13 protein-coding genes are annotated in these 13,561 nt (G+C 67.0%); 9 read left to right on the top strand and 4 right to left on the bottom strand.

Going from position 1 to position 13,561, the window contains the following annotated elements; translation table 11 throughout:
- Positions 1 to 71: 71 nt before the first annotated feature.
- Positions 72 to 953, bottom strand: a complete 882-nt coding sequence (locus ACIPQB_RS15705) for an AraC family transcriptional regulator N-terminal domain-containing protein (protein ID WP_446486188.1) — start codon at positions 951 to 953, stop codon at positions 72 to 74.
- A gap of 141 nt (positions 954 to 1,094) precedes the next feature.
- On the opposite strand from ACIPQB_RS15705, the gene ACIPQB_RS15710 reads away from it, so the two are divergent.
- Positions 1,095 to 1,970: an oxidoreductase gene (locus tag ACIPQB_RS15710; RefSeq protein WP_446486189.1), complete on the top strand. Its 876-nt coding sequence runs from the start codon at positions 1,095 to 1,097 to the stop codon at positions 1,968 to 1,970.
- Positions 1,971 to 2,013: 43 nt separating this feature from the next.
- Here the strand turns inward: ACIPQB_RS15710 and ACIPQB_RS15715 are convergent, their stop codons facing one another.
- Entirely contained in the window at positions 2,014 to 2,514 is a 501-nt protein-coding gene (locus ACIPQB_RS15715) for a winged helix-turn-helix transcriptional regulator (protein ID WP_446486190.1), read from the bottom strand.
- Between the two features lie 117 nt (positions 2,515 to 2,631).
- Between ACIPQB_RS15715 and ACIPQB_RS15720 the strand changes: the two genes are divergently transcribed.
- The 7 genes from ACIPQB_RS15720 to ACIPQB_RS15750 all read left to right on the top strand — a co-directional run bounded on the left by ACIPQB_RS15720 (position 2,632) and on the right by ACIPQB_RS15750 (position 10,876).
- Complete coding sequence (locus tag ACIPQB_RS15720) at positions 2,632 to 3,441, top strand: SDR family NAD(P)-dependent oxidoreductase (protein WP_446486191.1); 810 nt, start codon at positions 2,632 to 2,634, stop codon at positions 3,439 to 3,441.
- Positions 3,442 to 3,453: 12 nt separating this feature from the next.
- Positions 3,454 to 4,053 carry a YdeI/OmpD-associated family protein gene (locus tag ACIPQB_RS15725; protein WP_446486192.1) on the top strand — a complete coding sequence of 200 codons (600 nt, stop codon included), beginning with the start codon at positions 3,454 to 3,456 and terminating at the stop codon, positions 4,051 to 4,053.
- Positions 4,054 to 4,105: 52 nt separating this feature from the next.
- Entirely contained in the window at positions 4,106 to 4,300 is a 195-nt protein-coding gene (locus tag ACIPQB_RS15730) for a hypothetical protein (RefSeq protein ID WP_446486193.1), read from the top strand.
- 482 nt (positions 4,301 to 4,782) lie between these two features.
- Entirely contained in the window at positions 4,783 to 7,665 is a 2,883-nt protein-coding gene (locus ACIPQB_RS15735; protein ID WP_446486194.1) for a TonB-dependent receptor, read from the top strand.
- A 247-nt stretch (positions 7,666 to 7,912) separates the two neighbouring features.
- Positions 7,913 to 8,392 (top strand): hypothetical protein, encoded by a 480-nt coding sequence (locus ACIPQB_RS15740; RefSeq protein ID WP_446486195.1) that lies wholly within the window; start codon positions 7,913 to 7,915, stop codon positions 8,390 to 8,392.
- A gap of 103 nt (positions 8,393 to 8,495) precedes the next feature.
- On the top strand, positions 8,496 to 10,322 hold the full coding sequence (locus ACIPQB_RS15745; RefSeq protein WP_446486196.1) for an ABC-F family ATP-binding cassette domain-containing protein: 1,827 nt from the start codon (positions 8,496 to 8,498) through the stop codon (positions 10,320 to 10,322).
- A 128-nt stretch (positions 10,323 to 10,450) separates the two neighbouring features.
- Positions 10,451 to 10,876, top strand: coding sequence for a hypothetical protein (locus ACIPQB_RS15750; RefSeq protein ID WP_446486197.1), 426 nt, complete (start codon positions 10,451 to 10,453; stop codon positions 10,874 to 10,876).
- A 475-nt stretch (positions 10,877 to 11,351) separates the two neighbouring features.
- Here ACIPQB_RS15750 and ACIPQB_RS15755 read toward each other — a convergent pair whose 3' ends face one another.
- On the bottom strand, positions 11,352 to 12,254 hold the full coding sequence (locus ACIPQB_RS15755) for an EamA family transporter (protein ID WP_446486198.1): 903 nt from the start codon (positions 12,252 to 12,254) through the stop codon (positions 11,352 to 11,354).
- An 81-nt stretch (positions 12,255 to 12,335) separates the two neighbouring features.
- Between ACIPQB_RS15755 and ACIPQB_RS15760 the strand changes: the two genes are divergently transcribed.
- Entirely contained in the window at positions 12,336 to 12,815 is a 480-nt protein-coding gene (locus ACIPQB_RS15760) for an Lrp/AsnC family transcriptional regulator (RefSeq protein WP_446486199.1), read from the top strand.
- 63 nt (positions 12,816 to 12,878) lie between these two features.
- Here ACIPQB_RS15760 and ACIPQB_RS15765 read toward each other — a convergent pair whose 3' ends face one another.
- Entirely contained in the window at positions 12,879 to 13,511 is a 633-nt protein-coding gene (locus tag ACIPQB_RS15765; protein ID WP_446486200.1) for a hypothetical protein, read from the bottom strand.
- Between the last annotated feature and the right edge of the window lie 50 nt (positions 13,512 to 13,561).

Below are 13,561 nucleotides of genomic sequence, written 5' to 3' on the forward strand. Positions count from 1 at the left end.
ATCGCCAGTTTTAGATCCGCTCATCCCGGCGAATGCCGGGATGAGCGGAGAAAAGTTTGGAGCAACACGCTCTAAACCATCACCAATCCCTGCGGCGACGCGCGCAGACGGGCGGCGTCGCGGCCCGGCGGCGCGCCGAATAGGCGGGCGTATTCGCGGCTGAACTGGCTGGCGCTGTCGTAGCCGACGCTGAACCCCGCCCCCGCCACGTCGCCTGGCTGGCTCAGCAACAGCGTGCGGGCGGCCTGCAGCCGCAACTGCTTCTGGTATTGCAGCGGGCTCATGGCCGTGACCGCCTTGAAGTGGCGGTGGAACGAGGCCGGGCTCATTCCCGCCAGCCGCGCCAGGTCTTCCACCTGCATTGGGGCGGCGAAGTTGGCCTGCAGCCACTGGATCGCGCGGTTCACCTGCGACAGGCGGCTCTCAGCCAAGCCGATCTGCCGCACCATCGCGCCGCTGGGCCCCTGAAGCAGCCGCCACAGGACTTCCCGCTCCAGCATCGGCGCCAGCACAGGGATGTCGGCGGGCCGATCCAGCAAGCGCAACAGCCGCAGGATCGCGTCCAGCAGCTCGGGCCCGGCCTCGTTCACCTGCAGGGCCGTCGATGCGACCGGAGCCGCCAGTGCGGGCGCCTCGAGGATCAGCCTGGCGATCTTGGCCGGATCGAGGGCGACGCTCAGCGCCGCATAGGGTCCCTCGACGACCTGGCCGCTGACCGGTAGATCGACCGACACGGTCAGGAACTTGCCCGCGTCATAGCGGAAGATCCGATCACCAAGCACCGTGTGCTTAGCGCCGGTCACGATCAGACACAGCAGGGGCTGATAGACGACCGGCATGGGTTCGGTCGGGGCGCTGGTCAGGAACAGCGTCAGGCCCGGCACCGGCGCCGGCCAGGCTCCCTCGCGCGCGTGGCGATCGAGCAGCGCGCGGATTTCGATCAACGGATCCATGGCGCCACATGCCTCGAGCCGGCGGCCGGCATCAAGCGCGCGGCGCCCGGATTGATCGGATTGTGCAAGACGCTGCGAGCAACGCCCTAACCCACCGAGGCTCCCGGGGCCTTCAATGTCTCCACCAACAAGGAGATTTCCATGAGCAAGATCTGGTTCGTCACCGGCGCGGCCCGCGGCCTCGGCGCCGAAATTGCCAAGGCGGCCCTCGCTGCCGGCGACCGCGTCGTGGTCACCGGCCGCCGCCGCGAGGCGCTGGAAGCCACGTTCGGCCCCGACGGCGACGCCCTGTTGTCGCTCTCGCTCGACGTCACCCGCGAGGCTGACGCCCAGGCCGCCGTGGAGGCGGCCCTGGCTCGCTTCGGGCGCATCGACGTGCTGGTCAACAACGCCGGCTACGGCAATCTGGGCCTGTTCGAGGAGACGACCGACGCCGAGGCCCGGGCCCAGTACGACACCAACGTCTTCGGCCTCTACAACGTCACCCGCGCCGTCCTGCCCGCCATGCGCGGCCAGCGCTTCGGCCGGATCTTCAACATCTCGTCGGTGGGCGGCCTGGTGGGCGGCGAAAGCGGGTCGCTTTACTGCGCCACCAAGTTCGCCGTCGAGGGCTTCTCGGAGTCGATCGCCAGGGAGGTCGCGCCGTTCGGGATCCACGTGACCATCGTCGAGCCCGGTTTCTTCCGCACCGATTTCCTCGACGAAAACTCGGTCCGCTACGGCTCGCGCCAGATCGAGGACTACGCCGAGGTCTCGGCCCAGATGAAGGCCTTCTGGGACGCCCGCAACCATGCCCAGGCGGGCGACCCGGCCAAGCTGGGCCGCGTGCTGGTCGATCTGGCCAACCGCGCCGACCCGCCGCTGCGCTTCGCCGCCGGATCGGACGCCGTGGCGATGATCAGCGGCAAGATCGCCAGCCTGCGAGCCGAACTCGACGCCTGGAGCGATCTGTCGGTCACCACCGATGGCGACGATGTTCCGGCCCAGGTCGAGGCCGCGGCCGGCGCCTGGCGCTGATCCGAGGGCGGGCCCACTGGGCGGGTCGGGGCGCTGGCGCCCGCTAGTCCCCGGCCCGCCGGCTTGAGATCAAGGCGACGCGGGCCCGCGTCGCCTCCTCCGCCGCCGGGCCGGCGGCATAGACGAAGTCCGGGCCATCCATCGGCTTGCCGGTGCGGCGATCCACCAGCATGGGCTCGGCCGGCAGGCCCGTGGCGGCTTCGACCATCTGACTGGCGATCCCTTCAGCCGCGTAGTGCCGGTTGCCGAACGCCATCAGCGCCATCAGCACCGGGACGAAATCACGACCCACTTCGGTCAGCACGTATTCGTGGCGCACCGGCCGCTGCTGGTAGGGCCGCCGCTCCAGAAACCTGGCTTCGACCAGGGCCGCCAGGCGCTTGCTGAGGATGTTGGGCGCCACGCCCAGGCTCTGCTCGAACTGGTCGAACCGGGTCAGGCCCTGGAAGGCGTCGCGCAGGATCATCAGGCTCCAGACGTCGCCCACCCGCTCCAGCGTGCGGCCGACGGGGCATTGTCCGGGATCGAAGGCGCGACGGGTCATGCCCTTGATATAGGGGAGCAGCTAGCAAATCGGAAGCTGGTCACTTGCACTTTGAAAGTGACATCCCATTTCAGCTCCACGACGGACCACGGGGCCCGCCAGCAAGGACTGAAAACCATGAGCAAGCACAACCTTCCCGGCGCGGCCCTGATCACCGGCGCCTCCACCGGCATCGGCGCGACCTATGCCGACCGCCTGGCCCGCCGCGGCCACGACCTGGTGCTGGTCGCCCGCGACACTGCTCGCCTCGAGGCCCTGGCCGCCAAGCTGAAGGCCGCCACCGGCGTCAAGGTCGACATCCTCACCGCCGACCTGACCGACAAGGCCGACCTGGCCCGGGTCGAGGCCCGTCTGCGCGACGACGCCAGCATCGACATCCTGATCAACAACGCCGGCGTCGCCCTGGCCGGCGCCTTCGTCGAGCAGGACCTGGAGCGGGTCGAGAGCATGATCCAGCTCAACGTCGTCTCGGTGACCCGCCTGGCCCACGCCGCTGCCAAGGCCTTCGCAGCCCGCGACCGCGGCGCGATCGTCAACCTCTCCTCGGTGGTCGGCCTGGTTCCGGAGTTCCAGATGGCGGTCTATGGCGCGACCAAGGCCTATGTCACCTTCTTCACCCAGACCCTGCGCCTGCAGCTGAGCCCGAACATCCACGTCCAGGCCGTGCTGCCGGGCGCGACCCGCACCGAGATCTGGGACCGCTCGGGCAGCGGCGGGGCTGAGGTGCTCGATCCCAGCACGCTGATGGAGGTCGACGACCTGGTGGACGCGGCCATCGCCGGCTTCGACCAGGGCGAAGTGGTCACCATCCCGTCCCTGCCCGACCCGGCCGACTTCGCCGCCTATGACGCCGCGCGGCTCAAGCTGCTGCCGAACCTCTCGCGCAACCGCTCGGCCGAGCGCTATAAGGTGGGCGAACCCGCCTGACGACGAGACCCGATGAGCGAAGCCAAGTCCGGCCTGCCGATCCTGGCCTTCGCCACCGCCGCCGACTGGGAGGCCTTCCTGGCCGCCCAGCCGGCGGACAGTCCGGGCCTGTGGCTGAAGCTGGCCAAGCAGGGGGCTGGCGTCGCCAGCGTCTCCAAGGCCCAGGCCATCGAAGGGGCCCTGGTCCACGGCTGGATCGACGGCCAGCTCGACAAGTACGACGACCGCTTCTGGCTGATCCGCTTCACGCCGCGCAAGGCCCGGAGCAAATGGTCGGCGATCAACCGCGCCACGGCCCTGAAGCTGATCGAGGCCGGCCGCATGGCCCCCGCCGGGCTGGCCCAGGTCGAGGCCGCCCGGGCCGACGGGCGCTGGGACGCCGCCTATGCGCCGCAGAGCCGGGCCCAGGTCCCCGACGACCTGGCCCGGGCGCTGGACGCCTCGCCCGCCGCCAAGGCGCTGTTCGAACGGCTGGACGCGACCAACCGCTTCGCCGTGCTGTACCGCGTGAACGACGCCAAGACCGAAAAGACCCGCGCCGCGCGGATCGAAAAGTTCGTCACGATGCTGGCGCACGGCGAGACTATCTATCCGTTGAAAGCCAGGACCTGAGGCGGGAACCAAGCCCCGCCCCGACCGCTTGGCCCAAGGCGAGGAGCCTCCGATGACCGCGATCGCCAACCTGGACGAATTCATTCTCGAAGAGACCGCCGACGGCATCTTTCTCACCGTCACCGGCGACGACGAAAAGACCCTGAAACTGCGGGTCACGCTCGACGATCTGGAGGAGATCATCGAAGCGATCGACGAGGTGTTCGGCGCCGACGAGGACGACGACGAAGAGGACGACGCGGTTTAGAGGAAAACACCTTCCCGCCATGGTCCACGCCACCTTCCAGCGGCGCAGACGGCCCCCCTCCTGGCCGATGACTCTCCGCAAGGGAGAAGCGGAAGGCGACAGCGGAGAGCAGATCGACGCTGGAGCTCTATAATTACAGACAAGTAATGATTCTTGTAAGCTTGACCATATGAGTTTCGATGCTTCGCGAACGGCGACATGATCACCACATCTCGCCACATGAACGCCGATATTCCGTCCAACATTGCAGGCCGGATGTCATTTTGCCTTAGTCTCGCCCCAATCGAGCCACGGCGTTGCTTAAGTGTGACAGGTCCGGTGTGAAATCTTTACAGTCAAGTTGTGGCGATTGACTGCCGCCGCCACGGACTCCTATCCCGACGGTAACCGGGGCCCCGAGGTCCTCGGGAAACCTGAAGCTGACAGAGCCGCGGACCTGACGCGTCGTTCGACCGTGTCCTGCGCGCTCGGAGGGACCGGACATGAAAACTCAGATGATACGCGGGCGGCTGCTGGCCACGACGATGATCGTGGGGGTCGCCACTCTTGCGGGCTGGACCGCCAACGCCCAGACCGCCTCGACCCAGGCGGCTCAGCCCGCCCAGACGGCGCCCGAGAACAATGAAGTCGAGGCCGTGGTCGTCACCGGCTCGCTGCTGCGCCGGACCAACACCGAGACCCCCTCGCCGATCACGGTGCAAACCACCGAACAACTGAAGGCTCAGGGCATCACCACAATCGCCGACGCCATCCGCAGCCTTTCGGCCGACAACTCCGGCTCGATCCCCGCCGCCTTCGGCAACGGCTTCGCCGCCGGCTCGACCGGCGTGTCGCTGCGCGGCCTGTCGGTCAACTCGACCCTGGTGATGATCGACGGCCTGCGCAACGCCAACTATCCGCTGGCCGACGACGGCCAGAAGGCTTTCGTCGACCTCAACTCGATCCCGTTCAATGCGGTCGAGCGGATCGAGACCCTGAAGGACGGCGCCTCGTCGCTGTACGGCGCCGACGCCATCGGCGGCGTGGTCAACATCATCATGAAGTCGAACTACCAGGGCATGGGCGCCGACGTGTCGTACGGCGACAGCGAGCACGGCGGCGGCAACCAGTACCGCTTCAACGGCGAGATCGGCTACGGCGACCTCGATACCGACAAGTACAACCTGTACCTCGACCTGGAATACCAGCTGGACAAGGCCATCCGCGGCAACCAGCGCGGCTTTCCCTACAACACCAACGACCTCAGCTCGATTCCGGGCGGCCAGAACAACAATCCGCAGGCCGGCGGCAGCACCTTCTATGGCAACGTCCTGCGGGCGGGCCTGACCACGCCCGGCGACCTGACCACCGGCGTCGCGCGGACCTATCTGGACCATCCCAACCAGTGGCAACCGCTGCGCGCCTGCGGCGCGGACGCTCCCCTGACCATCGACGAGCGCACCGACGAGGTGTTCAACCAGTCGATCGGCTCCTACTGCGCCCAGAACGTCGCCGATTTCGGCGACATCCAGCCCAAGCAGTCGCGCGCGGCGGTCTATGGCCGCTTCACGATCAAGCCGAACGACAATCTGGAAGCCTATCTGAGCGGCAGCTTCGTCCAGAGCAAGACCTCGGTCCGCGGCACGCCGGTGACCGTCTCGTCGAGCACGCCCAACAACCTGTCCAACCTGGTCCTGCCGGTCTGGATCTGCGACACCGGCGTCAACTGCGCCACCGATACGACCGCGGTCGGCCGCAGGCTGAACCCGAACAATCCGTTCGCGGCCGACGGCGACTACGCCCTGATCAAGTACCGCTTCAGCGACCTGCCGGCCTCGGCCCGCTACAACAACCGCATGCTGCGCATGGTCGGCGGGGTGAAGGGCTCGGCCATGGACTGGGATTACCAGGCCAACCTGGTGATCGCCCACGGCTCGCTGGAAAGCGTGCAGACCGGCTTCCTCAGCTACAAGCAGCTGATGAGCGACATCCAGACGGGCGCCTACAACTTCATCGACCCGTCGCAGAACAGCGCCGCCGTCCGCAAGGCCCTGTCGCCTGACCTGGCCAAGACCTCAACCACCGACCTGGACTCGATCAACGTCCAGGCCTCGCGTCCGGTCTTCAGCCTGCCGGGCGGCGACGCCCAGCTGGGCCTGGGCGGCGAGTTCCGCTACGAGGCGACCAACGATCCGGCCCTGAACCCGGTCAACGACGCCCAGGGCCTGGGCAACGCCCGCACCGAGGGCAACCGCACCGTCGCCTCGGCCTTCGCCGAACTGGGGATGCCGATCACCGAGCAGATCGAGGTCAACGTCTCGGGCCGCTACGACCACTATTCGGACTTCGGCGGCAACTTCTCGCCGAAGATCGGCGTCAAGTTCACCCCGGTCAAAACGATCGCCCTGCGCGGCACGATCTCGAAGGGCTTCCGCGCCCCGAGCTTTTCAGAAGCCGGCAACTCGGCCAGCCAGGGCTTCACGACCTTCTCGTTCGACCCCGACAAGTATGCGGCCTTCCTCGCGGCCCACGGCAACAACGAGTACACCAAGGCCTATTCGCTCTCGCTGATCACCACGGCCAACCCGGACCTGGATCCGGAAAAGTCGACCAGCTACACCTTCGGCGCGGTCTGGGCCCCGACCCGCACCTTCAGCGTCTCGCTGGACTACTACCATATCAAAAAGAAGGACGTGATCGCCCAGGCCAGCGCCGGCACGGCCCTCGCCGCCTACTATGCCGGCGAAGCCATTCCGGCCGGCTACATCGTCACCGCCGACGCGGCCGATCCGCAGCATCCGGGCGCCCTGCCCCGCGTGCTGTCGGTGGCCTCGCCCTACATCAACGCCGACTCGCTGGTGACCAGCGGCCTGGACCTGAACGTCCAGGCCAGGTTCGACCTGCCGGCCGACGTGAAGTGGACCAGCAACCTCGACGCCACGACCCTGTTCGACTTCAAGTACACTCAGGACGGCACGACGTATAACTATGTCGGCAAGGAAGCGCCCTACGTGCTGTCGTCCGGCGCCGGCACCCCGAAGAACCGCCTGTCGTGGACCAACACCTTCGAGCGCGGTCCGATCCACGTGACGGGCGTGATGAGCTATGTCAGCGGCATGCGCGAAATCGACGACAGCTACGACAGCGTCTGCCTCTATGGCGACCCTGGCTTCAACTGCCGCATCAAGTCGTTCACGACCGTCGACCTGACCGGCGCCTATGACGTCACCGACAAGGCCACGGTCTATGCCGACGTGATGAACCTGTTCGACACCGGCCCGATGTTCAACCCGGCCAACTACGCCGGCGTGAACTGGAACCCGACCTATTCGCAGTCGGGCATCGTCGGCCGCTACTTCCGGGTCGGCGTCCGCGTGAAGTACTAGGATCTCGCGTACGGGATCAACGGTGCGATCCCGATGAGGTGAGAAGGGGCCGCCCGCAGGGACGGCCCCTTTTTCTTGGCTCGTGCGCGGCCACCGCTTCACCGATCAAATCTATTAATAATGCGGCGTTATAGACAACAAGTCTTTAAAGCCACAAAATCAGGACCTCGCAAACTCTCCTGACAGGCGAATAGCCTTGGGCCAAATCTATCCGATAGACCCACTATACTATAGGGCGAGAAATCTGGTGGCGATGGCCAACGCCATCGCCACCGATTGCGAGCAGAGCGAATTCTTCGAGAACTTCGAGCTTGCGGAGTTCGAGGGCGCCGACGACGCCGAGCATCGGGAGTTCCACGCCGACTGGATCTACTTCGTCACGATCGCCATCGTGTTCATTTCCTCGACCTATCTGATGAACCTGCGGGTCGGCGGCGATCGCGAGCGGCGGCTGACCAGCGTGGTGACGCGGGAATTCGAGCGCTGGAACGCCACGGCCCTCGAAACCTCCAAGGAATGCGGCCAATTCTTCGACCGCACCTATGGCGGCTATTCCTCGCTGATGGCGGCCCTGGGCCAGGAGCAGGACGCCCTGCCCTATACGGTCGGGGCCTGGGTGGTGCAGAACATGCTCGGCCACCTGCCCCGCACCGCCGAGGAAGTGCGCTTCGCCTTCACGATCGGCGCCCTGGCCACCCAGGGCTTCCACGACTGGTGGAGCGAATAGGGGCGGCGAACGGCCGCGGGCGGAGATTTTACCCCGTCCCCTGGCCGCGCCTGCTATAGGCCCCCATCTCCTCCCTTCTCGCCGACAGTAGACGCTCCCGATCATGGCTTCCCCGACTCGCGCCCCCGTCCTGGCCCTCAAGGACGTCCGTCTGGCCGACGGCGCCAAGCCGCTGTTCGACGGCGTCGACCTGGCCCTGGAGCCGCGGGTCCGCGCCTGCCTGGTCGGCCGCAACGGGGCGGGCAAGTCGACCCTGCTGAAGATCCTCGCCGCCCAGGGGGCCGAGCCCGACAGCGGCGAGCGCGCCGCCCAGCCGGGAGCCAAGATCGTCTATGTCAGCCAGGAGCCGGACATCGCCGGCGAGACCCTGCTCGACTACTGCACGGCCGGCGGGGCCGAGGACTACGAAGCCCACGCCACCCTGGCCGACTTCGGCCTCGACTACGCCAAGAGCACCCAAGGCCTGTCGGGCGGCGAACGCCGCCGCGCCGCCCTGGCCCGGGCCTTCGCCGAGCAGCCGGACGTGCTGCTGCTGGACGAGCCGACCAACCACCTGGACATCTTCGCCATCCAGACCCTGGAGGAGGAGCTGGCGGCCTCCAAGTGCGCGGCCCTGATCGTCAGCCACGACCGCGCCTTCCTCAACCGCGTCACCCAGCGCATCTTCTGGCTGGAGCACCGCAAGGTGCGCCGCCTGGACAAGGGCTTCGCCGAGTTCGAAATCTGGAGCGAGCAGGTGCTGGCCGCCGAGGCCGACGAGGAGCGCCGGCTCAACAAGCAGCTGGAGAAGGAAAACGCCTGGCTGGCCCGCGGCGTCCAGGGCCGCCGGGCCCGCAACGAGGGCCGTCGCCGCGCCCTGATGGAGCTGCGCGGCCAGAAGAAGGCCCTGCAGTCGGACAAGCGCGGCAGCATGACCCTGGCCGTCGAGAGCTCGGGCACGTCGGGCAAGCGGGTCGTCGAGGCCAAGCACGTCACCAAGAAGTTCGGCGAGCGGGTGATCGTCGAGGACTTCTCGACCCGCATCCTGCGCGGCGACCGCGTGGCCCTGGTCGGCCCCAACGGCGCGGGCAAGACCACCCTGGTGCGGATGCTGCTGGGCGAGATCCCGATCGACGCCGGCGACATCAAGCTGGGGACCAATCTCGAAATCTCCTATGTCGACCAGAACCGCATGGCGCTGTCGGAGAAGATGACGCTGTGGGACTTTCTCACGCCCGGCGGCGGCGACTCGATCCTGGTCCGCGGCATTCCCAAGCACGTGGCCGGCTACGCCAAGGAGTTCCTGTTCACCGAGGCCCAGCTGCGCCAGCCGGTCACCAGCCTGTCGGGCGGCGAGCGCAACCGCCTGCTGCTGGCCCGGGCCCTGGCCAGCCCGACCAACCTGATGGTGCTCGACGAGCCGACCAACGACTTGGACATGGACACCCTCGACCTGCTGGAAGAGGTTCTGGCCGATTTCGAGGGAACCCTCATCCTGGTCAGCCACGACCGCGACTTCATCGACCGGCTGGCGACCTCGACCATCGCCATGAACGGCCACGGCAAGGTGCTGGAGACCCCCGGCGGCTGGACCGACCTGATCGACCAGAGCCCGGACTTCTTTAAAGGCGCGCGCGGGGCGGCCGACGACTTCGCCACCGGCACGGGCTCGAACAAGGCCGCCCCGCCGCCCGCCCCGGCCCCGAGGAAGACCGTCAAGCTGTCCTACAAGGACCAGCGCCGGCTTGAGGAGTGCGAGGCCCTGGTGGCCGCGTCGCCGCAGATCATCGCCGACCTCGAGGCCAAGCTGGCCGACCCGGGCTTCTACGCCAAGGATCCGACCGGCTTCGCCAAGATCATGAAGGCCCTCGACAAGGCTCGCGCCGACCTGGCCCAGGCCGAGGAGGACTGGCTGGCCCTGGAGGAAAAGCGCGAGGCGATGGCGGGGTAGAGGGCCAGCGCGGACCACCGCCCCGCCCCCGCCAAGCTTGACTTGAAGACGCCTCACAAATCCGTATCCTGGGTTGTAGCTGGGATGGGGAGAGACTTTTGCGGCATATTCTCGGAATCGCTGCGGCGTTGCTGATATCGGGCGCCGCTCAGGCCGGCGCGCCCAAGCTCGACGCAAGTTCGAACTACGGCCTGATCGCTCTGGAGATCGAGCCGGGCGGGCCGATGGTCGCCGCCAATGGCGGCTACACCCTGAACATGGGAACCTTCTCGCCGCAGGAGCACGCCTTCACGACGACGCCCTTCAGCGGATGGGCCTCGCTCAACAAGGTCGGAAAGACCGGCGGCCCCCGCGCCTACTACCTGGCCAAGGCCAAGCCCGGCGCCTACGCGTTCCTGAGCATGTCGGTGAAGAACTGGGGCGTCTGCTATAACGCCGACAGTCAGACCTTCGACGTCAAGGCGGGCGAAGTCACCTTCATCGGTCGCTATGATCCCCGCGACAGCCTTGTCGAACTCGGCCAGGCCGTGAGTTCGGGTCAGTTTCCGTCGTAGGCACGCAACACGGACATCTACTATCTGTTCGACTCGTCGCGCCTGGCCCTGACGCCGCCCGATCAGTTGGGAGAATGGCGTCCTGCCTTCGAGGAATGGCTGAAGACGCAGCAGCCCGACATCAAGGCGCCGGTCGTGGCGGTCCAGGCGACGCCGACCCATTTCAACACTGGGCGCGATGCGTTCGGGACGCAACGGATCTGCGGCGGCTACTACGCCAAGCGCGACAAGTCACCCGCCCCAGACGCGGCGCCGGCGACACCCTAGTTGAGTGGTGAGCCGCTCCGGTTCAACTGGGTGGTGCGGGGGACCCCACCTGTCGGCGGATCGGAACACATACGGTCTGAGAACTACCCGAACTGATGATTGGCATGTCCGTTGCCGACACCGGCGGCGGACATTGTCGGTAGCGGTCAATCCCGTCATTTCAGAGCGGGAACGACGTCGCATCTGAAAAAAACGCCGCAAAAGCCCCTCAATTATGCAGCGGCGCTTCCGCTCGCCGGCCGGCCTGGTCCGACAGGGTTGCGCCGATCGAGGCGGCGACCACCAGGGCGATGGCCAGCCATTGGCGGCCGACCAGGCGCTCGCCGAGGAACAGCAGGCCCGCCAGGGCCCCGACCGCCGGCTCCAGGCTAGCCATCACCCCGAAGCTGCGCTTGGGGATGCCGCGCAGGGCGACCATCTCCAACGAATAGGGCAAGGCGCTGGAGACCAGGGCCACGACCAGGCCCAGGCCCAGGGCGGCGGGGTCGAGCAGGCGGGCCCCGGCCGCGACGATCCCGAAGGGGGCGACCAGCAGGGCCGCCGTGGTCATGCCCAGGGCCACCGACCGGCCGCCGTGCAGGTGGCCGGTCCGCTGTCCGGCCATGATGTACAGCGCCCAGAACACCGCCGCCGTGGCCGCAAAGGCCACGCCCGCGGGGTCGAGGTCGAGGCTGGGATTTCCGAGCGGCAGCAGCAGGAGCAGGCCCACGACCGCCAGGCCGATCCAGGCGAAGTGGCTGGGCCGGCGGGCGTGCAGCAGGGCCAGGCCCAGCGGTCCGCTGAACTCGATGGCGATCGCCAGCCCCAGGGGGATGGTTCGCAGCGCCATGTAGAAGCACAGGTTCATCGCCCCCATGACGGCGCCATAGACCACCACAGCCACCAGGTCGCGCCCGACGGGCGGCGCTCGCCAAGGTCGCCAGACCAGGCACAGCGCCAGGGCCGAGAAGCCGACGCGGTAGGCGCTCGCCCCCTGGGCCCCGACCAGCGGAAACAGCGCCTTGGCCAGGGAGGTGCCCGCGCACATCGAGACGATCGCCCCCAGCAGGGCGGCATAGGGCGCCAGGGCGCGAAGCTGGGCGGCGCGGGCGGGCGCGGAAACGCTGGACATGGCCGCAAGCTAGCGAAAAGGATGCGACGGGAGGCGGCGATTTCAACCGCCCGGGAAACTGTTTTCGTCACGGAGGATCGCTTGGCGACGGAAACCGTCACGCTCGATGCGTTCGACCGCCACCTGCTGGACCTGGTGCGGCGCGACACCCTGCAGCCGGCGCGGCTGCTGGCCCAGGCCGTGGGCCTGTCGGAATCGGCGGTGCTGCGCCGGTTGCGGCGGCTGCGGGCCGAGGGGGTGATCGTCGCCGATGTCGCGGTGGTCGATCCCGCTCGTCTGGGCGCGGTGATCACCCTGCATGTGCTGGTGGAGATGGAGCGCGAACGGGCCGCGACCGCCTTCGCCGAGGCGCTGCACGGACGGCCCGAGGTGCTGGGGGCCTGGCAGGTGACCGGCCGCACCGACTTCCTGCTGACCCTGGCCGTGCCGTCGATGGCCGCCTATGACGCCTTCATCCGCGAGGTGATGAGCGACGAACACGAGGTGCGCAGTTTCCAGACCCTGGTCGCCCTGCGCGAGGTCGTCCGCTTCGATCCCCAGCGCGCGCCGCTGGCGGGCTGAGAAGGAACACACACCCCGTCCCAAACCGATCCCAACGGACGCGGGGGTGTTCCTACCTTCCTTTCAGGAGCGAACGTCGCTTTCTCCGCCAGAGTCCAACCAGCGTTTATGGGCCAGCCAACGACCGATCGCTTCGGCTTCGATTTTCTGCCCCAGGGCGTTACGATGCAGGCCGTCGATACGCGTGCGCGGCTCGTCCAGCGCGGTCACAAAGGCTCGGCGTTCGACTTCGTTGAATGTGTTCGCCGGCCACCGCTGTGAGACGAGCTTATCTATTCTGCACATTGCAAAGTATTCCTCCGACGTGCGATCTTTGGGATCCGGCACCTGCGGAACAATGAGGAACTTATCAGTAGAGAGCAAACTTATCGCCCCGGCGAGGGTTTTCACATAGTCCTCCGGACGCTCGCCCGTGTTCCGCCGGTCGTAGAATATTGTCGTCACTTGCCGATGGGCAACATCCTTGGCCAGACGATCACGCATCGACACCATGCTCTGCCCAGGTTCGCCGTCGTTGTAGACGCGCATCCCGGAACGGCTTGAAATAATGTTGAACCATCGCGATTTATCCAGGCGAGGCGCAATGTTCCAAACCTTCTCTATCAATGGAATGCGCGACGCGATCGCTGTGCTGTCTCCGTGCACGACGAGGCGTGAGACCTCCGGTGCGCATGCTTGCAGGAACATAGCGGACATGAATATTGCTGCAAAACGCCAAATCACTTGGATCCCCCCGAATCTATTTT

Source organism: Caulobacter sp. LARHSG274 (assembly GCF_052871235.1).